The organism is Kineococcus radiotolerans SRS30216 = ATCC BAA-149 (assembly GCF_000017305.1).
GTDB lineage: Bacteria > Actinomycetota > Actinomycetes > Actinomycetales > Kineococcaceae > Kineococcus > Kineococcus radiotolerans.
The window spans coordinates 2,070,128-2,093,078 of the sequence record NC_009664.2; the positions used below are offsets into that span (position 1 = coordinate 2,070,128).

Here is a 22,951-nt window from a genome sequence, read left to right on the forward strand (position 1 = left end):
GCGGGCGGGTCAGGACCCGGCGCCGGCGCGCAACCGGTCCAGCCACCCCTGGGCGGCGGCGAAGTCGTCCTCGGTGGGGCCGGTGCCGGCGGGGGGGCGCCCGCCGCCGGCGCGGGGGTAGCTGCCGACGAAGCGGACGTGGTCGCTGACGCGGTGCAGGCCCATGAGCGCCTCCCCGACGCGGGCCTCGCTGACGTGGCCGTCGCAGTCGATGGAGAAGCAGTAGCGGCCCAGCGCGTCCCCGGCGGGGCGGGACTCGATCCGGGTGAGGTTGATGCCGCGGGTGACGAACTGCTCCAGCGCCTCGACGAGGGCCCCGGGCCGTTCCTCCCGGAGGAAGACGACGAGGGAGGTCTTGTCGTCGCCGGTGGGGGCGGGGACGGTGCCCGCGCCGGGGCGGGAGAGCAGGACGAAGCGGGTCTGGGCGCCGGCGCGGTCCTCGATGCGCTCGGCGAGGACGTCGAGGCCGAGGCCGCGGGCGGCGGTGGGGGCGCAGACGGCGCCCTCGAAGCCGGCGGGGGCGCCCCCGGCGAGCTCGTCGGCGAGGGCCTGCGCGGCGGCCGCGGTGGAGGTGGCCGGCACGTAGAGGGCGTCGGGCAGGTGGGTGCGCAGCCACCCGCGCACCTGGGCGTGGGCGTGGGAGTGGGTGCTGACGCGCTCCACGTCGGCGAGGGCGGTCCCCGGCTTGACGGCGAGGACGAAGGTGACGGGGAGGACGACCTCGGCGACGACGACGAGGGGGTCACCGGCGGCCAGCCCGTCGAGGGTGGCCGGCACCCCGCCCTCCACGGAGTTCTCGATGGGGACGCAGCCGACGTCGGCGGCGCCGCTGCGGACCGCCTCGATGGTGGCGTCGACGCTGGGCATCGCGACGGCGGGCGCGTCGGCGACGACGGACCGCAGGGCGGCTTCGGAGAAGGTCCCGACCGGACCGAAGAACGCGTAGCGCAGCACGGTCGAGCACCATAACGGGCCTCGCGGGTCCGCGACGGTCCTCGGCGGCTCGCGGTGGTCCGCCCGGGCCCCCGCCCCCGGGCGGACCGCCCGCGCTCAGCCGGCCCGGCGCAGCTTGCGGCGCTCGGTGCGCTCGCTCCAGATGGCGTCGCGCTGGTCCTCGGTCAGCCCGCCCCACACGCCGTAGTTCTCGCGGTGGGTGAGGACGTGCTGCCGGCACTGGCGCAGGACCGGGCACTCGGCGCACACGGCGAGCGCCGCGGCGTCGCGGTGCTGGCGCGCGGCGCCGCGCTCCAGCTCCGGGTGGAAGAAGAGCTCTGGATCGGCCTCGCGGCAGGAACCCAGGAGCTGCCACTCCCAAGCGTCGACCGTCGGTCGCAGGCCTCGACTCGTCTCGCTCACGGAATCCCCCTAGGTGGTGCAGTCACGTGGTGGTCACGTGGTCACGGGGATCGACTTGCCCCACTGGGGGAAAAGCTAAACGCTACGCGACTGGTTCGTCACTACCTGTGATTGAGATGGGGTGTGTCGCCCGACCAGCAGCCACATCGCCGGCAGGGACAGGCAGGCCCACCACAGGTCCCCGTTCTGCACCGCCCGCGCCAGCACCGTGGGCACGCCGCGCTCGGCGAGCAGGTTCGCCCCCCACCACGGCCACGCCACCCACAGCAGCAGCAGCCCCACCACCGCGGTCACCGCGCGGGCACGCACCCGCCCGTCGCCGGCCACCGCGCCCAGCACCACGACCCCCCACAGCAGGTGGTGCAGCCAGGAGACCGGCGAGACCAGCACCGCGACCATCCCGCACGCCGCGACCTCCCCCACCAGCGACCCGCGCCGGTGCAGCGCCCGCGCCAGCGCGAACCCCGCCACCGCCGCCAGCAGCGCCAGCACCCCCCACAGCGCCGTCGTCGCCCCGTCGGAGAGGTACAGCCGCAGCACGAACCCGCGCAGCGACTGGTTCGACGAGCCCGCGTTCGGCCCGAGGCGGTCGGAGTTCAGCAGCGCCGACGTCCAGAACTCCAGCGACCCCTCGGGGGCGACGAGGAACGTCGCCACCGTCACCCCCGCCGCCGCGAGCACCGCGTTGCGCAGCTCCCGCCACTGGCGGGTGAGCGCGAAGTGGACGAGGAAGACCCCCGGGGTCAGCTTGATCGCCACCGCGACCCCCACCAGGGCGCCGCGCGGCCAGCGCAGCGTGAACCGGCCCACCCGCAGGCCGTCGCTCCCCTTCACCAGGTCCAGCAGGCACAGCGTCACCAGGACCGCGTTGACCTGGCCGAAGCGGATGTTCTCCCCCACCGGCGAGATCCACACGCACAGCGCGGCCACCACCCCGTGGGCCAGGCCCGCGAAGCGCCCCGCGCGCGCCAGCAGCGGCGCGAAGGCCAGCCCGACGATCGCGTAGAGCAACCCGAGCTGCACGCCCGTCCACACCCAGCCCGCCGCCCCCCACGGCAGCAGCGCCAGCGGGATCGACAGCACCGCCGAGAACGTCGGGTAGGTGAAGGGCAGCAGCTGCGGGACCTCGGTCTCGAAGAGGTACACCGGCCGCCCCAGCAGCAGCGAGCGCCCCGCCTCCCGGTACACCTGCAGGTCGACCTGCCACTGGTCGTCGGGGTAGGCGACGAGGTAGCGGTGGACGATCGGCGCGGCCGCGAGCAGCAGCACGAGCACCCCGATCGCCCGCCAGAGGCCGGCACCGGTCCGCGGGGTCCCCTCGCTCAGCACGCCCCGATCCTCCCCCAGCAGCGCACGGGTCCCGACCACCACCGCCCCTAGCCTGTGACGGTGCCGAGCCTGACCACCCGCCGACCGCGCGCCGGAACGACCCTCCCCCGCCTGATCGGGGTCCTCATGGTCCTGGCCGCGCTGCTGGCCGCCCCCCTGCCCGCCCGGGCCGCCGAGCCGCCCGCCCCCCTCGTCGTCGTCGGCTTCTCCGGGGTGCGCTGGAGCGACGTCTCCGCCGCGGCGACACCCGCGCTGGCGTCGATGAGCGAAGGGGCCATCGGCACCGTCGCCGTGCGCAGCGTCTTCACCGCCGCCTGCCCCGCCGACGGCTGGCTCGGGCTCTCCGCCGGGCGGCGGGCCACCGCCTTCGACGGGACCTCCGCCGAGCACGCCGCCGCCGCCTGCGAGCCGGTCGCCGACCCCGTCGCCCGGGGCACCACCACCGTCCAGCCCGACTTCGCCGAGTACCGGCGGATCGCCGAGGGCGACACCTTCAGCGCCGAGCCCGGCACCCTCGGGCAGGCGCTCGCGGACGCGGGGACCCCGACCCTGGCCGTCGGCCCGGGCGCGGGCATCGCCCTGGCCGGCACGGACGGCACGGTCCCGCGCCACGTCGGGGACGCGGACACCCCCGCGGCGGTCGGCGGCCACGTCCAGGACGCCCTGGAGAGCGGCACCCGGGTCGTCGTCGTCGACGCCGGTGTCGTCCGGGACCCCGAGGACCTCCCCGCCGACGAGACCGCCCCCGCGTCCTCGCGCGCCGAGCAGGTCGCCGCCGTCGACGAGGTCGTCGCCGCGGTCCAGCGCGCGGTCGCCGCCTCCACCGGCGCCGACGCCACGACCCTGCTGGCCGTGTCCCTGGCCGACGCCGGCCGGACCGCCCACCTGCAGTTCGGCGCCGCCACCGGGCCGCAGCCGGGCGCGGGGGACTACGACGGCCTGCTGGGCTCGCGCTCCACCCGCCAGACCGCGATCGTCCAGACCACCGACCTCACCCCCACCGTGCTGGCCCTAGCGCTGGGCAGCGACCACGGCACCCCCGGCCTCGTCGGCGCCCCGGTCACCTCCACCGACGCCGGCACCCCCGCGGGCGACCGGGAGGAGAAGGTCCGCGACCTCGACGCCGCCGCGCAGGCCGTCCAGCCGCTCGTCGGGCCGTTCTTCACCGTCTGGGGCGCGTCGCAGATCGTCCTCTACGGCGTCGCCACCCTCGCGCTGCGCCGGGCCTGGGGCGGGCACCGCGGGCGGCGCCGGGTCCTGGCCTGGCTGCGGGCGCTGACCGTCGTGTTCGGCGCGGTGTGCGCCTCCACGTTCCTGGCCAACACCATCCCGTGGTGGCGCCACGGGGACTCCACCGGCAGCCACCTGCTCGCCGTCACCGGGGCCGTCGCCCTCTACGTCGCCGTCATCACCGCCCTGGCCCTGCTCGGGCCGTGGCGCCGCGCCGCCCTCGGCCCGCTGGGCTTCGTCGGGTTCGTGACGGCCGCCGTGCTGGCCGTGGACTGCGCCACCGGCTCCCGGCTCATCACCTCCAGCCTCAACGGCCTGCAGCCGGTCGTCGCGGGCCGCTTCTACGGCCTGGGCAACCAGCAGTTCGCCCTCTTCGCGACCGGCTCGCTGCTGTTCACGATCGCCGTCGCCGACCGGCTGGTGCGCAGCGGCCGCCGGCGCGCGGCCGTCGCCACCGTCGCCGGCCTCGGGCTGGTGGCGACCTACGTCGACGGCGTCCTGGGCAGCGACTTCGGCGGGCCGCCCGCGATCCTGCCCGCCTTCGGGTTCCTCACCCTCGCCGTGGCCGGGGTCCGGATCACCTGGCGGCGCGTCGTCGTGATCCTCGGCGCCACCGTCCTGGTGCTGGCGGCGATCTCGGTGGCGGACTGGCTGCGGCCCGTCGACGACCAGACCCACCTGGGCCGGTTCGTGCAGACCCTCGTCGACGGCGGCGCCTGGCAGGTCGTGGAGCGCAAGGCCGCGCAGAACCTGCGGATCCTCTACGGCAACTGGCTGCTCAGCCTGGTCCTGGCCCTGGCCGCGGTGTTCATCGCCTTCGTCCTCGTGCGCCGGAAGGTCCTGGGGGTCTCGGTCCTGCGGCGCGCCTACGAGCGCCACCCCGTCCTGAAGCCCGGGCTGGCCTGCCTGCTGGTGCTGCTGGGCATCGGCTTCGCCGTCAACGACTCCGGCGCGGCGGTGCCCGCGGTGGGCGCGATGCTGGCCGTCCCGCTGATCATCGCCTGCTGCACCCGGGTGCTGGACGAGGACCTCCCCGACGCGGAGGGGGACCCGGCGCGGGCCTGAGGACGGGCCCGGCGGGCGGGCGCGCGCGGTCGGGCAGAGTGCTCCCGTGAACCGCTCCGAGGGACCCCGGTGGCGCGAGCGCAGCCGGCTGGTCCGCGCCTGGCGGCTGGCGCGCACCCGCCGCCCGCGCACCTTCACCGAGAAGGTGCGCTACAAGATGCTGCGCGACCGCCGCCCGCTGCTGGTGACCTTCGCCGACAAGGCCGCCGTGCGCGACCACGTCGCCGCCGTCGTCGGCGAGGGGTACCTGCCCCGGTGCCACGGCCTGGTGCGCGACCCGGGGGAGCTGGCGGCGCTGGAGCTGCCGGAGGCGTACGTGCTCAAGCCCACCCACGGCAGCGGCGCGGTCGTGGTGGTCTCCCCCGAGGCGCCCGCCGACGCCCGGCTGCCGGAGGCGCGCTGGAGCTGGGTCTACGCCCACGTCCGCCCCGAGCACGCCGGGCGCGGGCAGCTCGTCGCCATCGCCCGGCACTGGGTGGGCCAGCTCTACGGGCAGGGCCCCAACCGCGAGTGGGTCTACGGGCAGGTGCCTCCGCAGGTGCTGGTGGAGGAGTTCCTGCGGGGCCCCGACGGGGCGGTCCCCGACGACTACAAGTTCTTCGTCTTCCACGGCCGCTGCCACTTCGTGCAGGTGGACTCCGGGCGGTTCGGGCACCGCACCCAGGACTTCCACCGCCCCGACTGGGAGCACCTGCCGCTGAGCGGCGGGCCGGCGTGGGCCGATCCGCCGCACCCGCGTCCCGCGCGGCTGGAGGAGATGGTCGCCGTCGCCGAGCGCCTCGCGGCGGGGACGGACTTCGTTCGGGTGGACCTGTACCACCTCCCCGGCCGGGTGGTGTTCGGGGAACTCACGAACTACCCGGCCGGGGGCGACAGCCCCTTCACCCCCCGCCGCTTCGACGCGGTGTTCGGGGAGCCGTGGACGGTGCCGCGCCGCTACGCCTGACCCGCCCTCACACCTCGACGGCGCGGTGGGAGAAGCGCCGGGTGAGCAGGTGCAGGACGACCCCCACGGCGAGCAGCAGGCCCGCGCGCAGCCACACCCCCGCCTCCTGCTGGGTCAGCAGCACGACGCAGGAGACGATCCCGAGGACGGGCAGGACGGTGGGGGTGCGGAAGTGCCGGTGCCCGGGCTCGTCCTTGCGCAGCACCAGGACGGCCAGGTTGGTGGAGATGAAGACGATGAGCAGGAGCAGGACGACGGTGGCGGCCAGGGTCTCGAGGTCCCCGCTGAGCACGAGCAGCATCGAGACGAGCGTGGTGACGACGATCGCGACCCACGGGGTCCGGCGCCCGGGCAGGACCCGGCCCAGCGCGGAGGGCAGCAGCCCGTCGGTGGCCATGCCGTAGGTGAGGCGGCTGGACATGATGGCGGTGAGCAGGGCCCCGTTGGCGACGGCGATGAGCGCGATGAGGGAGAACAGCCAGCCCGGCAGCCCGACGTCGGCCACGCGCACGACCTCCAGCAGCGGGCCGCTGGACCCGGAGAGGGTGGCGGTGTCGACGGCGACCGAGACGGCCAGCGCGACCCCGACGTAGACGACGCCGGCCACGGCGAGACCGCCGAAGAGGGCGCGCGGGTAGGTGCGGGCGGGGTCGATCGCCTCCTCGGCGACGTTCGCGGAGGTCTCGAAGCCGACGTAGGAGTAGAAGGCGATGACCGAGGCCGCGAGGATCCCCGCGACCGGCGTGGAGGCGCCGTCGAACTCCAGGACGTGACCGGGGTTCCCGTCGCCGCGTCCCAGCACCGCCGCGGCCAGCGCGATGATCAGCAGCAGGCCGCCGACCTCGACCACCGTCATGACGAGGTTGGCGCGCAGGGACTCCTTGATGCCGCGGGCGTTGAGCAGCGCGACCAGCACCAGGAACACCAGCGCGGCGGGCGTCGCGGGGACGTCGATGAGCTCGGAGAGGTAGCTGCCGGAGAACGCCAGGGCGAGGCCGGCGACGCTGGTGACGCCGGCGGCGAGCATGGAGAAGCCCACCAGGAAGGACACGACGGGCTTGCCGAAGGCGCGCTGGGCGAAGACCGCGGAGCCGCCGGCCTTGGGGTACTTGGTGACGAGCTCGGCGTAGGAGGCGGCGGTCAGCGAGGCGAGGACGAGCGCGACCAGCAGCGGGACCCACACGGCCCCGCCGACCTCCCCGGCCAGGGTCCCCACCAGCGCGTAGATCCCGGCGCCGAGGACGTCGCCGAGGATGAAGAGGAAGAGGAGCTTGCCGCTGATGGCGCGGGCCAGGCCCGTCGGCGGCGCGTCGTGGGTCGTGGTCACCGGGTCTGCCTACCCGATGCCGCCACCCCCAGCCACCCGGAGCGCACCGCGGAGAGCACCGGGCAGCGGGCGGGGGGCGCGCGGGACCTGGCGTAGAGTTATCGACAACCGTTCCCATCGTCAGGAAGTCGCCGCATGCCGTCGCGCCGCACGCCCCTCGCCCTCGCCGCCGCCCTCACCGCCTCCCTGGCCCTGGCCGCCTGCGGCGGCGGCGAGAGCACCCCCGCGTCCTCGGCGTCCTCCGCGTCCGCCTCCGACGACGGCCTCAGCGTCGTGACCTCCACCAACGTCTACGGCTCCGTCGTGGAAGCCGTCGCCGGCGACGCCGCGACGGTCACCTCGATCATCGACGACCCCAGCGCCGACCCGCACAGCTACGAGGCCAGTACCCGCACCCAGCTGGAGCTGTCGAAGGCGGACGTCGTCGTCGAGAACGGCGGCGGCTACGACGACTTCGTCGACACCATGCTCGACGCGGCCGGCTCGGGGGCCGTCGTGCTGAACGCCGTCGAGCTCTCCGGGAAGACCGCCGCCGCGGGCGAGGAGCTCAACGAGCACGTCTGGTACGACGTCGAGACCGTCCGCAAGGTCGCGCAGGCCGTCGAGGAGGAGCTCGCGAAGGCCTCCCCCGACGACGCCGCCACCTTCGAGGCCAACCTGGCGACCTTCGAGGCGGGCCTGGACACCCTCCAGCAGAAGATCACCGCGGACGCCGCGACGACCCAGGGCCAGCCGGTCGCGATCACCGAGCCCGTCCCCGGCTACCTGCTCGAGGCCCTGGGCACCGTGAACGCGACGCCGGAGGAGTTCTCCGAGGCCATCGAGGAGGAGACCGACGTCCCCGTCGACGCCCTCCAGGAGACACTGGCCCTGTTCACGCAGAAGCAGGTGCGCGCCCTGGTCCACAACGAGCAGACCACCGGCCCGCAGACCGAGCAGGTCCTGCAGGCTGCGCAGGACAACGGCATCGCGGTGGTGCCGGTGACCGAGACGCTCCCCGACGGCGAGGACTACACGACGTGGATGACCGGGAACGTGGACGCGATCGCGGCGGCGCTGGCCCGGTGACGCCCGGGGTGAGGCCCGCGCTGCGGCTGGCGGGCGCCTCGCTGGCCTACGGCAACCGCACGCTGTGGTCCGGCCTGGACCTGGAGATCGCCCCCGGGGAGTTCGTCGCCGTCCTCGGCGCCAACGGCGCCGGCAAGTCCAGCCTGCTCAAGGTCGTCCTCGGCCAGCAGCGCCTCGCCGCCGGCACCGTCGAGGTCGCCGGCCGTCCCGTGCGCCGCGGCGACCGCCGCATCGGCTACGTCCCCCAGCAGAAGGGCCTGGAGCCCACGACCCCGCTGCGGGCCCGCGACTTCGTGCGCCTCGGCCTCGACGGCCACCGCTGGGGCCCGCTGCTGCCCTCCCGCCGGGCCAGGGCGCAGGTCGACCGGGTCCTCGACGCCGTCGGCGCGCTCGACTACGCCGACGCCCCCGTCGGCCGCCTCTCCGGCGGCGAGCAGCAGCGGCTGCGGGTCGCGCAGAGCATCGTCGGCGACCCGGCCCTGCTGCTGGCCGACGAGCCCCTGCTGTCGCTGGACCTCCACCACGCGAGCGCCGTCAGCGCCCTCGTGGACGAGTGCCGCACCCGCACCGGCGCGGCCGTCCTCTTCGTCACCCACGACGTCAACCCCGTCCTGCCCTACGCCGACCGGGTGCTCTACCTGGCCAACGGCCGCTTCCGCGTCGGCCCCCCCGAGCAGGTCATGACCTCCGCCACGCTGTCGGACCTGTACGGCTCCCCCGTCGAGGTGCTGCGCTCCAACGGGCGCCTGCTCGTCGCCGGTGGCGCCGCCCCCAGCGAGCACCCGCACGCCCACGAGCACGAGGAAGCGTCGTGAACACCGCCACGAACATCGCCTGGGAGAAGGTCGTCGACTTCTCCGACTACGGGGAGCTCCTGGCCCTGGTGCACAACTCCCTCTGGGCCGGGGCCCTGCTCGGCCTCGTCGGCGGGCTCATCGGGATGTTCATCGTCGCCCGCGACCTCCCCTTCGCCGTGCACGGGATCGCCGAGCTCAGCTTCGCCGGCGGGGCCGGCGCCCTGCTGCTCGGGGCGAACGTCGTCGTCGGCTCGCTGGTGGGCTCCGTCCTCGCCGCCGTGCTGTTCGGCGTCCTCGGCGCCCGGGCCCGCGAGCACAACTCCGCCATCGGGGTCCTCATGCCGTTCGGCCTCGGCCTCGGGGTGCTGTTCCTGGCCCTCTACGAGGGCCGGGCCGCGAACAGGTTCGGGCTGCTCACCGGGCAGATCGTCGCCGTCGACGACCCGCAGCTGGTGTCGCTGGCCGTCCTGGCCGCCGTCGTCGTCGTCGCGCTCGCGGTGCTGTGGCGCCCGCTGCTGTTCGCCAGCCTGGACCCCGACGTCGCCGCCGCGCGCGGGGTCCCGGTGCGGGCCCTGTCGCCGGCCTTCATGCTCGTGCTCGGCCTGGCGGTGGCCATGAGCGTCCAGGTCGTCGGGGCCCTGCTGGTGCTGGCCCTGCTGGTGACCCCCGCCGCCGCGGCGATGCGGGTGAGCGCCTCGCCGTTCGCGGTGCCGGTGCTCTCGGTCGCCTTCGCCGTCACGGCGATGGTCGGCGGGCTGCTGCTGGCCGTGGGCTCGTCGGTCCCCATCAGCCCGTACGTGACGACGGTGTCCTTCGCCATCTACCTGGTGTGCCGGCTGGTGGCGCGGGTGCGGCGCCCCGCCGACCGGCCCGGCCCCGCCCGGCCCGCGGTCGCCGGCGTCGCCTGAGTCAGACCCGGCGGCGGCCGGCGAAGGCCACCGCCACCGCCACGGAGGCCGCCGCGAACGCGGCGACCCAGGGCAGGAACCCGTCGTCGAGCACGGCCACGCCCCAGAACGCGAGGGCCAGCAGGGTCCAGGTCAGGACCCGCCGGACGGCGGGGCGCCTGGTGGTGCGGTTGCGCGGGGACACGCCCCAGGGTCCCAGGTGCCCCCGGCGGGTCACGACCACCCCCGGCGCCGGGGCCCGGCCGGGCGCGGACGCCGCACCGCCGAACGGGCCCGACCGGTCAAGGCGGGGCCCGGACGGGCCGACGGTGGACCGTGATCGCTCCGGTGCCGCGCACCGCCCACCTCACCCGCGTCCTGGCCGGGGCCACCGCCCTGGGCTGCGCCGGGGTGCTCCTGGTGCCGGCCTGGCGCTCCGGCGCCGTCGTGGTGGCCTCGGTCCTCTCGGTGCTGCTCGTCGCGGTGGGGACCGCGGTGCACCGCCCGCGCGGGGCCGCGTGGCCGCTGCTGGGCCTCATGCTCGCCCTGTGGGGCGCCGGCGGCCTGCTCGTCCAGGACCGGGGGCACCTCGACGCCTGGTCGACGGGGCTGGTCTGGGCCGGGCAGGCGGTGGCCGCGGGCGTCGTCGCCCACGTGGGCCGCAGCGCCGCCCGCCGCTCGGAGCGCTCCGCCGGGGACCGGCTGGACCTCGTGGTCACCGCGACCGTCCTGGCCCTCGTCGCCGCCCAGCTCGTCGCGGTCGTCGTCGCCGGCCGCGGGGACGCCGGAGGGGTCGCGGTGGCCACCGTCGACGTCGTGCTCCTCGGCGTCCTCGTCCGGTTCACCCTGACCCGCCGCGGCCTGAGCACCAGCTCCCGGCTGCTGCTCGTCGGCGCCCTGCTGACCATCGCCTACGACCTGACCTCCGCCCTGCACGGGCGGCGGCTGGCGCTGCCGGGCGAGCCCGCGCAGGTCCTGGGGGTGTCCTGCGTCCTCGTCCTGGGCCTGGCCGCGCTGCACCCGACGATGACGCGGGCCTTCGCCGCGGAGACGTTCGCGCGGGGCCGCCGGCCCTCCGGCGCCCTGCTGGGGATGCTGCCGCTGGTGCTCGTCCCCGCCGCGACCTGGGGGGTGGCCCGGGTCAGCGGCGTCCCCGGGCTGCCGGGGTGGACGGTGCCGGTGACCGGGGCGGTCGTGGCCGGGCTGTGCCTGCTGCGCGCCGCGGCCGCGCTGCGCTCCAGCGAGCACCTCGCCGAGCACGACCCCCTGACCGACCTCGCCAACCGCCGCGGCCTGGAACGGGCCTACGACGAGCGGGACCCCGGCGTCCCGCACAGCCTGCTGCTCATCGACCTCGACGAGTTCAAGCAGGTCAACGACACCCACGGGCACGACGTCGGCGACGCCCTGCTGCGGGAGGTCCGCGACCGCCTGACCGGGGCCGCCGCCCCCTCCGGGCTGGTGGCGCGCCTGGGCGGTGACGAGTTCGTCGTGCTCGTGCCGACCGCCGACGCCGAGGCCGTCGCCCAGCGGGTGCTGAACCACCTCGAGGCCCCCGTCGTGGTGGACCACCTGGTGCTGCGGGTGGGGGCCAGCGTCGGCCTCGCCGACGACGAGTCCCCCGACGGCGGGCTCCTGCCGCTGGCCGGGCTCCTCACCCACGCCGACGTCGCCATGTACGCCGCCAAGGGCGCCGGCGGGGGGCGGGTCGCGCCGTTCCACCCCGACCTGCGCTCGGCGGTGGCCCACCGGTACACCCTCGGCGGGGAGATCCGTCAGCTGCTGGCCGGGCGGGCACCGGAGGTGAGGCACCTGGAGATCCACTACCAGCCGCTGGTGGACCTGCGCTCGGGACGGGCGGTGGGGGCGGAGGCGCTCGTCCGCTGGCGGCACCCGCTGCGGGGCCTGCTCAGCCCGGGGGAGTTCCTGGAGCTCGTCAACGACAACGACCTGGACAGCACCCTGGACACCGTGGTCCTCGACGACGTGCTCGACCAGGTGGCCCGCTGGCGCGACCAGGGCCGCGCCGTCCTGCCCGTCAGCGTCAACCTCACCCCCGACAGCCTGCGCGAGGAGGACCTGGCGGCGCGGGTGCTGGCGTCGCTGGCCCGGGCCGGGGTCCCCGCCCCCCTGCTGCACCTGGAGATCACCGAGCACGAGCGCCTGCACGAGGACGGGCCCGCCAGCCGCACCCTGGGGCTGCTGCACGAAGCGGGCGTCCACGTCCACCTCGACGACTACGGCGCCGGCTGGACGTCGCTGGACTACCTGCGCCGCTTCCCCGTGCGCCTGCTCAAGCTGGACCGCTCCGTGGTCTCCACCGTCACCGGCGACGGCGCCCCGCTGGTGGCCGGAGTGCAGGCCATGGCCGCGGCCCTGGACCTCGACGTGCTCGCCGAGGGCGTCGAGACCCCCGGGCAGCGGGACCGGCTGCTGGAGCTGGGGATCCGCTACGGCCAGGGGTACCTGTTCTCCCGGCCGCTGCCGGCCGCCGAGTACGCGGAGGGCTTCCTCCCCCCGGCGGACGCGGACGGCGCGGCGGACCCGGCGGCGGACCCGGCGGGGGCCCCGCCCGCCGGGCGGCCCCGCGCCGCGGTGAGCGCGGCGCCGTCCGCCCCCGCGGCTGGGTAGCCTCGCGCCATGCCGCACCTGTTGCACCTGGACTCCTCCGCCGACCTCGCGACGTCGCGCTCGCGGGCCGTCACCGCGGCCTTCGCCGACACCTGGAGGGCCCGGGGGGAGGAGTACACGGTCACCCACCGCGACCTGCACCGGGACCCGCTCCCCCACTTCGCCGACGCCGAGCAGCACTGGCCGGCCGCCGCGCGCCGCCCCGGCGCGAACCCGCCCGCGGAGCAGGACGCGCTCACCGCGACCCTGCACGCCGAGGTCCTCGCCGCCGACGTCGTCCTCGTGGGGGCGCCGCTCTACAACTACACGGTGCCCTCGACGCTGAAGGTGTGGCTGGACCACCTCCACATCCCCGGCGTCCTGGCCGGGGAGGGGTCGCAGCCGCTGGCCGGGCGTCCCGCCGTCGTGGTCAGCAGCCGCGGCGCGACGTACGACGCGGGCAGCCCCACCGAGGGCTGGGACCACGGGGTCCCGGTGCTGCGGATCGTCCTGGGCAACTCCCTGGGGATGGACGTCCACGTGGTGCAGACCAGCGCGACGCTGGCCGACCGGCTGCCCGAGATGGCCGCGCTGAAGGAGCGCGGCGCGGCGGAGTTCCAGGCCGCGCTGGCCGCGGCGCGCGAGCTGGCGAGGACCCTCTAGCCCTCCTCAGTCCAGCGGGCCGGTCCAGGGCCGGGGGGCGTGGCCGTCGAGCTGGCGGGCGAACTCCGTCACGATCCAGTCCATCAGCTCGCGCAGGTCCGCGGGGGAGGCCAGGACCGCGACGCCGATGGCGGCGCTGAGGCGCTCCAGCTCCACGTCCCCCTCGCGCCACCGCTCCAGCCGCTCCCGGTGGCCCGGCAGCACGGCGTAGACGAGGTCCGCGCTGTCCCGGCCGGCCGCGAGGGCCTGGAGGATCTGGACCTGGCCCGGTTTGAGGTGCCCCGCGTACTCGACGGCCAGCGCGTCGCCCACGGCGCCGGCGCGCGCGGCGGTGGCGGGGTCGGTGATGGCGTGGGTGAGGGTGAGCAGCCGGAGCTCGCGCAGCACCGCCTCGCGGTGCTCGCGCATCCGCACCCCGCGCCGCAGCGGGTAGCGCAGCAGCCGGATCCCCTCCGGCGCGGGGGCCGGGGGGTCGGGGGCCGGGTCGGGCACCGAGGACCACTCGCTGGCCAGCAGGGCGTCGATCTCCTCCTGCAGGGCCGCGTCGACCTCCACGCCCCCCGTGCCCGGCCCGGCCGCGGCCTCGTCCGCCGGGTCCGCGTCCGCGTCGCGCCCGGTCAGGGCCAGCTCGCACCAGACGGTCTTGCCGCGCCCGTCGGGGTGCACGTCGCCCCCGCGGGCGACGCTCAGCGCGGTGATCAGCCGGAGCCCGCGGCCGGTGGAGGCGGTCAGGCTGCGCGGCACCCACTGCGGGACCACCGGCGAGCCGTCGCTGACCTCCAGGCGCAGGACGGCGGGGGTGAGGCCGACGCGGACGACGAGGTCGGTGCCCGCGTGCAGCAGGGCGTTGGTGACGAGTTCGCTGAGGCAGACCTCGGCGTCGGCGGCGACGGCCTCGGGGACCCCCGCCCCGGCCGGGGAGCGTTCCAGGGTGCGCCGGAGGTGGCGGCGGGCCCGCCCCGCGCTGCCGGCCTCCGCCGGGAGTTCGACCCGCACGTCCTCGTCCACCGCTCCGCTCCTCCCCGTCCCCGCGAAACTACCCTGCGTCAACACCGTGGATCGAGCAGCGACCCAGCGGCTCCCTCCCGGGGCGGTCGTGTGCTTCAGTGCTGGCATGGGGGTCACGCCACGGCGGCCCGCGCGAGGCGGCGCGGGACGGGTCTCGCTGACGCGACGCCTGGCCGGGGCGAGCCTGCTGGCCCTGATCGTCCTGGTCTGCGGGGGCGCTCTCGTCGTCGTCACCGCCCAGCAGCTCGGGGACGCGCAGCGGCTGCTCGTCCGGGTGGCCGTGGCCCGGCAGGCGACCGCGGACCTCCTGACGCGGTACGTGGACCAGGAGACCAGCCTGCGCGGGTACGTCATCACCGGGGAGCCGGACCTCCTCTCGCCCTACCAGGTGGCCCAGCGGGAGCTGCCCGGCCGGACGGGGGAGGTGCGCGCGCACCTGCGGGCGGTCGGGGGGCCCGCGGAGCAGCTGGCCGACGTGGAGGCGGCGCACGCGGAGTGGGACGCCTACGCCCGGGAGCAGGTCGCGCTGGTCGGGAACGACGACCGCGCCGCGGCCGCCACGATCGGGGCGACCATGTACGGCAAGAACCTCTTCGACGCCGTGCGCGACGAGGTGGAGCAGGTGGACGGCTGGCTCGTGCAGGAGCAGCAGCGCAGCCAGGACCGGACCGAGCAGCTGCAGACCCGCCTGGTCCTGGGCACCGCGGGCGGGCTGGCGGCGCTGGCGGCGCTGCTGGGCCTGAGCTGCCTGGTCATGGTGCGCCAGGTGACGCAGCCGCTGCGGCGCCTGGCCGTCTCGACCCGGGCGGTGGCCGACGGGGACCTGTCGGCGGACCTGCGGGCCGAGGGGGCGCTGGAGGTCCGGGACCTGGCCGGTGACGTGGGCGCGATGCGCGACCGCCTCCTGGCCGACCTGGACCGGACCCGGCAGGCCCTGGGGGCCCTCGACCAGGAGGACCGAGCCGTGCGGGCCGTGCGGGAGGCGCTGCTGCCCTCCCCCGCCCGGGTGGACGGGGTGCGGGTGACGGCCCGCCTCGACGCGGCCGAGGGCGTGCTCGCCGGGGACTGGTACGACACCGTCCAGGTCGGCCCGGGGCGCCTGGGCGTGGTCGTGGGCGACGTCGCGGGCCACGGCCCCTACAGCGCGGTCTTCGCGCTGCGCCTCAAGCACTCCCTCGCCACCGCCCTGCGCACCCACGGCAGCCCCGGCGCCGCGCTGACCGCCGTCAGCGCCGACCTGCAGGACGTCCCGGGCGAGCTGTTCGCCACCGCCTTCGTGGGCATCGTCGACGCCGGGGCCGGCACCCTCGTCCACGCCAACGCCGGTCACCCCCCGGCCCTGCTGCTGCCCGGCGGGGACGCCGCGCCGGGGGGCGGGGAGGTCCGCTTCGAGGAGCTGCCCCCCACCGGGCCGCTGCTGTCCTCGATCGTGGGGGGCGCGGTGTGGCGCGACACCGTGCACCCCTTCGCGGTGGGCGACAGCCTCCTGACCTTCACCGACGGGGTCCTGGAGAGCCGGTCGCCGGACGGCACCGAGTTCGGCCTGGACGGCCTGCTGCTCGCCGTGGGCCAGATCCCCGGCCGCGACCCGGCCCGGGTCATCGACGCGGTGGCCGCGGCCGCCCTGCGCCACGCCGGGACCCCGGGGCGGCGCGACGACCACACGCTCGTCCACGTCCTGCGCGAGGACGCCCCGGGCTGACGGCGCGCCCGCCCGACCCGGGCGGGGTCAGCGGGCGGAGCCGAACCGCTCGGTGCGGATCCGCCCGGCCTCGTGCCCCAGCCGCAGCGGCGGGGGGTCGGGGACGACGGCGTGGGTGCGGACCACCGAGACCAGCGCGACGACGCCCGACCCGCCGCCGACGAGCTGCACGGGCCCCGGGGCGCCGGGGCGCCACACGAACCACCCGCCCAGCGGGCCGGTGACCTCCAGCACGTCCCCCGCCCGCACCTCGCCGGTGAGGAATGAGGAGACCTCGCCGTCGGGGAGGAGTTCCACCCCGATCTCGACCTCGGCGGGGCCGGGGCCGAGCGCGGCCGACGCGATGGAGTACGAGCGGACGGCCCGGTAGCCGTCGGGGGCGGTGAGTCGGACGTCGAGGTGCTGCCCGGCCAGGTGCCCGGGCCAGGAGGCGATCCCCAGCACCAGGGTCCGCGCGGTCGCGCTCTCCGGGCGCACCTCCAGGACCCGCGCCGCGCGCCAGCCGTTCAGAGCGAGTACCGCTGCTCGCGCCACGGGTCGCCGTGCGCGTGGTACCCGACGCGTTCCCAGAAACCCAGGTCCTCGGTGGGGGACAGCGTGATCGAGCGGACCCGCTTCGCGGACTTCCGCAGGTACGGGTGCGGCACCAGCAACCGTGCCGGGCCGCCGTGCACGGGTTCGAGGGGTGCGTCTGGAGCCGGCGCTCAGCGCCGGACGTAGCCGGTGACGATCCACGCCCGCCCGCCCAGGAGGTCGGCGACGGGGAGGTTCGTGGTGTAGCCGCCGTAGCTGGTGACGAGGGCGTGCTGGGCGGAGGTGTCCACCCGCGCGAAGAACGCGTCCAGGGAGTAGCCCGTCCACTCCGTCCCGAGCTTCGACCACCGGGTCACGCAGTGCAGGTCGGTCCGGAACGTCTCGCGCGGCAGGCGGCGCAACCCGTTCCAGTCCCAGTGGTGGGAGCTCCCCGACTCGTCGGTGACGGTGAACCGCCACTCGTCGGGGTCCACGCGCGGGGTCGGCCGGTGAAACCGCGGGTCACCCGGGGGACCTCGGGCTCGTCGAACTCCCCGCCGGGGGTCACGGGAGGGTTCACGGCAGGATCGCGTCGACGTAGCCGCCGTCGACCCGCACGGCGGCCCCCGTGGTGGCGGAGGCCAGCGGCGAGGCGAGGTAGCAGACCATGTTCGCGATCTCCTCGGGTTCGATGAGCCGCTGCAGCAGGGACTGCGGGCGGAACTCCGCCATGAACCGCCGCTGCGCCTCCTCCCACGGCAGGTCCCCGGGGACGAGCTCGCGGACGAAGTCCTCCACGCCGCCGGTGCGCGTGGGTCCGGCGAGGACGCTGTTCACCGTGACCCCCGTGCCCGCGGCGGCCTTGGCGAAACCGCGGTGCACGCCGAGCAGCGCGGTCTTGGTGACCCCGTAGTGGATCATCTCGGCCGGGGTGACGACCGCGGAGTCGCTGGAGACGTAGAGGACCCGGCCCCACCCGTTCGCGGTCATCGCGGGCAGGTGGTGGCGGGTGAGGCGGACCGCGGTGAGGACGTTGGTGTCGAAGTAGCGGCGCCACTCGTCGTCGCTGATGGCCAGCGGGTCGGCGGAGCCGAAGATCCCCAGGTTGTTGACGAGGACGTCCACGGCCGGGACGGCCTCGATCAGCGCGGCGTGGCCGGCGTCGGTGGTGAGGTCGCCGGCCACCCAGGTCACCTCGCCGGGCAGCCCGGCGGCGGCCTCCTCCAGGCGCCCGGCGTCGCGGCCGGTGAGGACGACGCGGGCCCCGGCCCCGGCGAGACCGGCGGCGACGGCGAGGCCGATGCCCTGGCTGGAGCCGGTGACCAGGGCCGACTTCCCCGTGAGGTCGATGCGCACGGTGCCCTGTCTACCGCCCGCGGGACCCCCCGACCAGCGGGTCCCGTCCCGGTGCGTGGGGGACTCCCGTCCGGGGTAGGCCCACCCCATGGCCGACACCGCGATCTTCGACGTCGACGGCACCCTCGTCGACACCAACTACCAGCACGCCCTGGCCTGGTTCCGGGCCTTCCGCCGCTTCGGCATCACCCTGCCGCTGTGGCGCCTGCACCGCGGGATCGGCATGGGTGGGGACGTCTTCGTCCCCACCGTCGGGGGGCAGGACGTGGAGGAGGCCCACGGCGACGACCTGCGCACGGCGTGGACGGAGGAGTTCGACCGGCTCATCGGCGAGGTCCAGCCCCTGGAGGGCGCGCACGAGCTGCTGCGGGCGGTGAAGGACCGCGGCTTCCGCCTCGTCCTGGCCAGCTCCGGGTCGGGCAAGCACGTCGACGTCTTCCTCGACCTCGTCGACGGGAAGGGGCTCGCCGACGCCTGGACGACGTCCGAGGACGCCGAGACGAGCAAACCCGCCCCGGACCTGGTGGCGGTGGCGCTGGAGAAGGTGGGCGGCACCTCGGGGGTGATGGTGGGCGACTCCGTCTACGACGTCGAGTCCGCCGGGAAGCTCGACGTGCCGACGCTGGCCCTGCGCACGGGCGGGTTCGGCGTCGAGGAGCTGCGCGCGGCCGGGGCGGTGGGCGTCTTCGACTCCCTCGTCGACCTGCGCGAGCACCTCGACGAGACCCCGCTGGCCCGCCCCGGGTCCTGACGCGGGCGGCGGGCCCCGACCGGGGCCCGCCGTGGCGGGTCAGTCCTCGGGGTGCATCCGCAGCGCCAGCAGGGCCACGTCGTCCTCGGGCCGTTCGGGCAGCATCCGGTCCAGCACCTCGTCGCACAGGGTGCCGAGGTCGAGGTCGCGCGCGGCGAGCTCCTCGAGGACGTCGCGCAGGCGGGCGAGCCCGTCGTCCAGCCCCTCCCCGCGGCGCTCGACGAGCCCGTCGGTGTGCAGGAGGACGGTGGAGCCGGCCTCCAGCACGACGACGCTCTCGGTGCGGGGCGCGTCGGGCACCACCCCGAGGAGCAGCTCGGACGCGGCGCCCTGGAGGGCCGTCGCGGTGCCGCCGGGGGTGAGGACGACGGGCGGCGGGTGCCCGGCGTTGGACCACACCAGCCGGCGGACCCCCCGGCGGGCCTCCTCGGGGGTCTGCTCCACGCGGGCCACGACGGCGGTGGCGGTGGTGCCCACCTCCAGGGCGACCACGGCCCGGTCGACCCCGGTGAGCACGGCGGCGGGCCCGGCGTCGGTGGCCACGGCGATCCCCCGCAGCAGCGAGCGGATCTGGGCCATGGCCGCCGCCGCGTCGGTGTCGTGGCCCAGGACGTCGCCGATGGTGAGGATCGTCGTGCCGCACGGCTGAACGAAGGCGTCGTACCAGTCCCCGCCGACGCGGGCGGTCTCCGCGGCCGGGGTGTAGCGCACCGCGACCTCGAGGTGGTCCGGCTGGGCGGGCTCGGTGAGCAGCGAGCGCTGGAGGGCCTCGGCGAGCTCGCGCTGCTGCCGGTACAGGCGGGCGTTGTCGAGGGCGAGCCCCGCCCGCCCGGCGATGTCGGTCGCGGTGGCGGTCTCCTCCGCGGTGATGGGGCTGCGGGCGGCGCCGTTGGCGAGCATGAGCACGCCGAGGGTCCGCCCGCGGGCGCGCAGCGGGAGGGTGAGCAGGGACTCGGGGGCGAGCTCGGTGACGAGGTCGCGGGCCCGGCCGGGCTCCAGCACGGAGGTCAGGTACTCCAGGGCCCGCGACGCCTGGACCTGCGGCCGGCCGGTGGAGAGGGCCTGGTCCAGCAGGGACCCCGCGCGCAGCACGCCCAGGCGGGTGGCGGCGTACTCGGCCACGACCGGGCGCAGGGCCTCGTCGGCGTGCCAGCTGCCGACGTCGCGCAGGGCGCGCGCCGCCCCCGGCCGCCCCTCGGTGACCAGGCTGACGATGCACCAGTCCGCGAGCTGCGGGACGACGAGCTGGGCCAGGCGGCCCACGGCCTCCTCGCCGTCGAGGGTGCTGGTCAGCTCGGCGGTCACCCCGGCCAGCAGCTCGGCGCGGGCGGTGGCGCGCCCGAGGTGGGCGACGAGCTGCTCCAGCTCGCGGGTGCGGGAGAACAGGTCGTGCTCGACGCGCTCGGCGCGCTCGCGCAGGCGGTCGTTCAGCTCGGCGGAGACCCGCGCGGCCTCGCGGGCCTGGACGTAGCCGGTGATGTCGTCGGAGCGGTGCAGCAGCAGCACGACCTCGCCGCGCTCGTCCAGGATCGGGACGTTGCGCGGGCTCCAGAACCGCTCCTCGTAGCTGCCGTCGGGCATCGGGATGTCGTACTTCTGGATGGCCATCGTCTGCGGCCGGCGGGTGTCGCGGGTCAGGGCGAGGGAGTCGCGGAGGTTGACCAGCCCGTCGGCGGCCGGGTCGTCGGGGTTCATCGGGAACACCTCGAACAACCCGCGGCCGACGGTGGCCTCCAGCGTGGTGGCAGTGGCCTCCAGCCGGGCCCGGTTGGCGTGCACGATGACGAAGTCGGGGGTGAGCAGGAGCAGCGGGACCGGGGTCTCGTCGAAGACCCGGGCGAAGTCGGGTTTGGGCAGGGCCATCGACCGGCGCGCTCCCCTCGTCAGCGACGCCTCCGGGCCGGGCGTCCTCGCCGGACGACCCTACGGCGGGCGGCGGCCGCGCGCTCGCGCGGCCGCCGCGCCGGGTGTCGTCAGCGGTGCTCGCGGAACTCGACGTGCTCGCGCACGACGGGGTCGTACTTGCGCACGACCAGCCGGTCGGGGTCGTTGCGGCGGTTCTTGCGGGTCACGTAGGTGAACCCCGTGCCGGCCGTGGACCTGAGCTGGACCACCGGGCGGACGTCGGCGGACTTGGCCATCGACTGCTCCTTCGTGTTCGTGGGACAGCACGTCCAACCTGCTGCGACCGACAACCATTCCCACCGGGTCCCGCCCGGGCACCCCGGCGTGCGCGGGCCCCGGCGGCGTGGTTCTCTGACCGGAGAGAGTGATGTGGTGCCCTGGACCCGGTGGCACGTCGCGACGCAGGACGCGATGAACGGACACACCGTGGAAACCCACCTCACCCGGTCCCCCGAGACCGGAACCCTCACCCCCGCCGGGGCCGAGCCCCGCCCCGCCGCCCGCCCGCAGGGCGCGAAGCTCTACCAGGCCCTCGCCCAGCAGGTGCGCGAGCGCGGGCTGATGCGGCGCCGTCCCGGCTGGTACGTCCTGCGGGCCGCCGCGCTCCTCGCCGTCCTCGGCGCCGTCGCCGTCGCGTCCTGGAACCTCGGCGACACGTGGTGGCAGCTGCTGCTCGCCCCCGTGGTGGCCGTCGTCGTCAGCCAGGTCGCCTTCCTCGGCCACGACGCCGCCCACCAGCAGGTCTTCGGCAGCCCCCGCGCCAACGAGGTCGCCGCCCGCGGCCTGGCCTCGGGGTGGGCGGGCCTGAGCTACGGCTGGTGGCTGGGCAAGCACGGCGTGCACCACAGCGCCCCGAACCAGCGCGGGCGCGACACCGACATCGAGTCCAAGGCGCTGGCCTTCTACCCCGAGGCCGTCGAGGGGAAGAGCCGGCTGCACGCGTGGCTGCTGCGCCGCCAGGGCTTCCTGTTCTTCCCGCTGCTGCTGCTCGAGGGCCTCAACCTGCACGTCGACAGCGCGCGGAACCTGACCTCCCGCGCTCCCCGCCCCCGCCGGGCGGTCGACATCTCGCTCGTCGTGGTCCGCTGGGCGCTCTACCTGGCCTTCGCGGGCGCGGTCATGTCCCCGTTGAAGGTCCTGGCCTTCGTGGCCGTCGACCTCGCCTGCTTCGGGGTGCTGCTCGGGGGGGCGTTCGCGCCCAACCACACCGGCATGCCGATCCTGGCCCGCGGCGCGAAGCTCGACTTCCTGCACCGCCAGGTCACGTCCTCGCGCAACGTCAGCGGCGGCTGGTGGGTCGACCTCGTCATGGGCGGGCTGAACCACCAGGTGGAGCACCACCTGTTCCCGAGCATGCCCCGGCCCACCCTGCGGAAGGTGCGCCCGATCGTGCGGGACTTCTGCGCCGGTCACGGCATCCCCTACACCGAGACGTCCTTCGTCGGCGCGTTCCGCGCCGTCGTGGTGCACCTGAACACCGTGGGCCTGGCCGGGCGCCGGGACAACTCCTGCCCCCTCGCGGCCCAGCTGCGCAGCTGACCCCCGCCGGGTCTGGTGGGGGTGGCCCGCCCGTGGTCGGATGGGGGTCCTGCCCTCCCGCGCCGGGGCCCTGCGGCTCGACCACGACCGACGCCCGGAGGTGGACCACGTGGACGCAGAGGCACGGGTCCGCGTCATCCTGGCCGACCTGGTGCGGGACGGGACGACCGCGGCGGACCTGCCCCGCCGGCTGGTGGAGCGGTGCGGGCGCGTGCTGCCCGTCTCCGGGGCCGGTCTGGCCCTGATGGACGACACCGACCACCCCGCCGGTCTCGTGGCGGCCTCCGACGGCGTGGCCGTGGCGTTGGAGGACCTGCAGTTCACCCTCGGGGAGGGGCCGTGCGTGGACGCCTCGCGCACGGGCCGGCCCGTGCTCGTCCCCGACCTCGCCGCCGCCGACCCCTACCTGGGGGCCGCCGGGCGCTGGCCCGCGTTCACCCGCGAGGCGCTGGCCGCGGGCGCCGCCGCGGTGTTCACGTTCCCCCTGCGCATCGGCGCGATCCGCCTGGGGGTCCTCGACCTCTACCGCGAGCGCCCCGGGGGGCTGGACGAGGCCGAGGTGGCCGAGGCCCTGGACCTCGCCTCGACCGCGACCACCGTGCTGCTGCACGCCCAGGCCCGGCGGGGTCCCGACGCCGGCCCCGGGCGGCTGGAACCGTGGAGCCTCCCGCTGGCCCACGACCGCGCCGTCGTGCACCAGGCCACCGGGGTGGTGAGCGTGACCGCCGGGACCGGCCTGGGCGAGGCCCTGCTGCTGCTGCGGGCCCGCGCCTACACCGAGCAGCGCCCCCTCGACGAGGTCGCCGCTGACGTGGTCGCCGGGCGCGTGCGCCTGGGACCGGGCGCCGCGGGGGAGGCGACGTGAGGTCCGGGGTGTGGGCGGGCGGCGCGACGAGTAG

21 protein-coding genes and 1 pseudogene are annotated in these 22,951 nt (G+C 76.1%); 11 read left to right on the forward strand and 11 right to left on the reverse strand.

Annotation, left to right across the window (positions count from 1 at the left end; all coding sequences use genetic code 11):
• Positions 1 to 9 precede the first annotated feature (9 nt).
• The 3 genes from pheA to KRAD_RS27520 all read right to left on the reverse strand — a co-directional run bounded on the left by pheA (position 10) and on the right by KRAD_RS27520 (position 2,685).
• Positions 10 to 954: a prephenate dehydratase gene (gene pheA, locus KRAD_RS09945; RefSeq protein ID WP_012085442.1), complete on the reverse strand. Its 945-nt coding sequence runs from the start codon at positions 952 to 954 to the stop codon at positions 10 to 12.
• Positions 955 to 1,050: 96 nt separating this feature from the next.
• Positions 1,051 to 1,356, reverse strand: a complete 306-nt coding sequence (locus KRAD_RS09950; RefSeq protein WP_012085443.1) for a WhiB family transcriptional regulator — start codon at positions 1,354 to 1,356, stop codon at positions 1,051 to 1,053.
• A gap of 75 nt (positions 1,357 to 1,431) precedes the next feature.
• On the reverse strand, positions 1,432 to 2,685 hold the full coding sequence (locus tag KRAD_RS27520; RefSeq protein ID WP_012085444.1) for a glycosyltransferase 87 family protein: 1,254 nt from the start codon (positions 2,683 to 2,685) through the stop codon (positions 1,432 to 1,434).
• 60 nt (positions 2,686 to 2,745) lie between these two features.
• On the opposite strand from KRAD_RS27520, the gene KRAD_RS25640 reads away from it, so the two are divergent.
• Positions 2,746 to 4,980, forward strand: coding sequence for a hypothetical protein (locus KRAD_RS25640; protein WP_157873559.1), 2,235 nt, complete (start codon positions 2,746 to 2,748; stop codon positions 4,978 to 4,980).
• 46 nt (positions 4,981 to 5,026) lie between these two features.
• Positions 5,027 to 5,926, forward strand: a complete 900-nt coding sequence (locus KRAD_RS09965) for an ATP-grasp fold amidoligase family protein (RefSeq protein ID WP_012085446.1) — start codon at positions 5,027 to 5,029, stop codon at positions 5,924 to 5,926.
• Positions 5,927 to 5,933: 7 nt separating this feature from the next.
• Here the strand turns inward: KRAD_RS09965 and KRAD_RS09970 are convergent, their stop codons facing one another.
• On the reverse strand, positions 5,934 to 7,253 hold the full coding sequence (locus KRAD_RS09970; protein ID WP_012085447.1) for an APC family permease: 1,320 nt from the start codon (positions 7,251 to 7,253) through the stop codon (positions 5,934 to 5,936).
• Between the two features lie 135 nt (positions 7,254 to 7,388).
• Here KRAD_RS09970 and KRAD_RS09975 point away from each other — a divergent pair, with 135 nt between their 5' ends.
• Genes KRAD_RS09975 through KRAD_RS09985 form a run of 3 tightly spaced genes read left to right on the forward strand, consistent with a single transcriptional unit; the run spans position 7,389 to position 10,026 of the window.
• Positions 7,389 to 8,321: a metal ABC transporter solute-binding protein, Zn/Mn family gene (locus tag KRAD_RS09975; protein WP_012085448.1), complete on the forward strand. Its 933-nt coding sequence runs from the start codon at positions 7,389 to 7,391 to the stop codon at positions 8,319 to 8,321.
• A gap of 8 nt (positions 8,322 to 8,329) precedes the next feature.
• Positions 8,330 to 9,136, forward strand: a complete 807-nt coding sequence (locus tag KRAD_RS09980; RefSeq protein WP_012085449.1) for a metal ABC transporter ATP-binding protein — start codon at positions 8,330 to 8,332, stop codon at positions 9,134 to 9,136.
• Complete coding sequence (locus KRAD_RS09985; protein ID WP_012085450.1) at positions 9,133 to 10,026, forward strand: metal ABC transporter permease; 894 nt, start codon at positions 9,133 to 9,135, stop codon at positions 10,024 to 10,026. Before KRAD_RS09980 ends, KRAD_RS09985 begins: the two co-directional genes overlap by 4 nt.
• Position 10,027: 1 nt before the next feature.
• Here the strand turns inward: KRAD_RS09985 and KRAD_RS09990 are convergent, their stop codons facing one another.
• A complete protein-coding gene (locus tag KRAD_RS09990; protein WP_012085451.1) occupies positions 10,028 to 10,210 on the reverse strand; it encodes a hypothetical protein in 183 nt (60 codons plus the stop codon).
• Positions 10,211 to 10,341: 131 nt separating this feature from the next.
• Between KRAD_RS09990 and KRAD_RS24230 the strand changes: the two genes are divergently transcribed.
• A complete protein-coding gene (locus KRAD_RS24230) occupies positions 10,342 to 12,636 on the forward strand; it encodes a putative bifunctional diguanylate cyclase/phosphodiesterase (RefSeq protein ID WP_012085452.1) in 2,295 nt (764 codons plus the stop codon).
• A gap of 9 nt (positions 12,637 to 12,645) precedes the next feature.
• Positions 12,646 to 13,278, forward strand: coding sequence for an FMN-dependent NADH-azoreductase (locus KRAD_RS10000; protein ID WP_012085453.1), 633 nt, complete (start codon positions 12,646 to 12,648; stop codon positions 13,276 to 13,278).
• A 6-nt stretch (positions 13,279 to 13,284) separates the two neighbouring features.
• Here the strand turns inward: KRAD_RS10000 and KRAD_RS24235 are convergent, their stop codons facing one another.
• On the reverse strand, positions 13,285 to 14,286 hold the full coding sequence (locus tag KRAD_RS24235) for an ATP-binding protein (protein ID WP_049821147.1): 1,002 nt from the start codon (positions 14,284 to 14,286) through the stop codon (positions 13,285 to 13,287).
• 106 nt (positions 14,287 to 14,392) lie between these two features.
• On the opposite strand from KRAD_RS24235, the gene KRAD_RS24240 reads away from it, so the two are divergent.
• Positions 14,393 to 15,988 carry a PP2C family protein-serine/threonine phosphatase gene (locus tag KRAD_RS24240; protein WP_012085455.1) on the forward strand — a complete coding sequence of 532 codons (1,596 nt, stop codon included), beginning with the start codon at positions 14,393 to 14,395 and terminating at the stop codon, positions 15,986 to 15,988.
• 27 nt (positions 15,989 to 16,015) lie between these two features.
• Here the strand turns inward: KRAD_RS24240 and KRAD_RS10015 are convergent, their stop codons facing one another.
• From KRAD_RS10015 to KRAD_RS10025, 3 genes and pseudogenes are all read right to left on the reverse strand, one after another.
• Positions 16,016 to 16,522, reverse strand: a complete 507-nt coding sequence (locus KRAD_RS10015; protein ID WP_012085456.1) for an FAD-binding oxidoreductase — start codon at positions 16,520 to 16,522, stop codon at positions 16,016 to 16,018.
• Positions 16,495 to 17,007: pseudogene (locus KRAD_RS26990) on the reverse strand (molybdopterin-dependent oxidoreductase); the annotation flags it as partial. The pseudogene KRAD_RS26990 and the gene KRAD_RS10015, both read right to left, overlap by 28 nt.
• A gap of 70 nt (positions 17,008 to 17,077) precedes the next feature.
• Complete coding sequence (locus tag KRAD_RS10025; RefSeq protein WP_012085457.1) at positions 17,078 to 17,857, reverse strand: SDR family NAD(P)-dependent oxidoreductase; 780 nt, start codon at positions 17,855 to 17,857, stop codon at positions 17,078 to 17,080.
• Positions 17,858 to 17,945: 88 nt separating this feature from the next.
• On the opposite strand from KRAD_RS10025, the gene KRAD_RS10030 reads away from it, so the two are divergent.
• On the forward strand, positions 17,946 to 18,608 hold the full coding sequence (locus tag KRAD_RS10030; RefSeq protein ID WP_012085458.1) for an HAD family hydrolase: 663 nt from the start codon (positions 17,946 to 17,948) through the stop codon (positions 18,606 to 18,608).
• A 39-nt stretch (positions 18,609 to 18,647) separates the two neighbouring features.
• Here KRAD_RS10030 and KRAD_RS10035 read toward each other — a convergent pair whose 3' ends face one another.
• Both KRAD_RS10035 and rpmG read right to left on the reverse strand, forming a co-directional pair.
• Positions 18,648 to 20,471 (reverse strand): SpoIIE family protein phosphatase, encoded by a 1,824-nt coding sequence (locus tag KRAD_RS10035; protein WP_012085459.1) that lies wholly within the window; start codon positions 20,469 to 20,471, stop codon positions 18,648 to 18,650.
• A gap of 110 nt (positions 20,472 to 20,581) precedes the next feature.
• Complete coding sequence (rpmG, locus tag KRAD_RS10040) at positions 20,582 to 20,749, reverse strand: 50S ribosomal protein L33 (RefSeq protein ID WP_012085460.1); 168 nt, start codon at positions 20,747 to 20,749, stop codon at positions 20,582 to 20,584.
• Between the two features lie 136 nt (positions 20,750 to 20,885).
• Here rpmG and KRAD_RS10045 point away from each other — a divergent pair, with 136 nt between their 5' ends.
• Positions 20,886 to 22,052, forward strand: a complete 1,167-nt coding sequence (locus tag KRAD_RS10045; protein ID WP_203417543.1) for an acyl-CoA desaturase — start codon at positions 20,886 to 20,888, stop codon at positions 22,050 to 22,052.
• A 109-nt stretch (positions 22,053 to 22,161) separates the two neighbouring features.
• Entirely contained in the window at positions 22,162 to 22,917 is a 756-nt protein-coding gene (locus KRAD_RS10050; protein WP_041293002.1) for a GAF and ANTAR domain-containing protein, read from the forward strand.
• Positions 22,918 to 22,951 lie beyond the last annotated feature (34 nt).

What these genes read in the sequence shown, in the direction of transcription:
- KRAD_RS09975 (WP_012085448.1), top strand. Translation starts at nt 7,389, where the DNA reads ATGCCGTCGCGCCGCACGCCCCTCGCCCTCGCCGCCGCCCTCACCGCC.
- KRAD_RS10000 (WP_012085453.1), top strand. Translation starts at nt 12,646, where the DNA reads ATGCCGCACCTGTTGCACCTGGACTCCTCCGCCGACCTCGCGACGTCG.
- KRAD_RS24240 (WP_012085455.1), top strand. Translation starts at nt 14,393, where the DNA reads ATGGGGGTCACGCCACGGCGGCCCGCGCGAGGCGGCGCGGGACGGGTC.
- KRAD_RS10030 (WP_012085458.1), top strand. Translation starts at nt 17,946, where the DNA reads ATGGCCGACACCGCGATCTTCGACGTCGACGGCACCCTCGTCGACACC.
- KRAD_RS10035 (WP_012085459.1), bottom strand. Translation starts at nt 20,471, where the DNA reads ATGGCCCTGCCCAAACCCGACTTCGCCCGGGTCTTCGACGAGACCCCG.
- rpmG (WP_012085460.1), bottom strand. Translation starts at nt 20,749, where the DNA reads ATGGCCAAGTCCGCCGACGTCCGCCCGGTGGTCCAGCTCAGGTCCACG.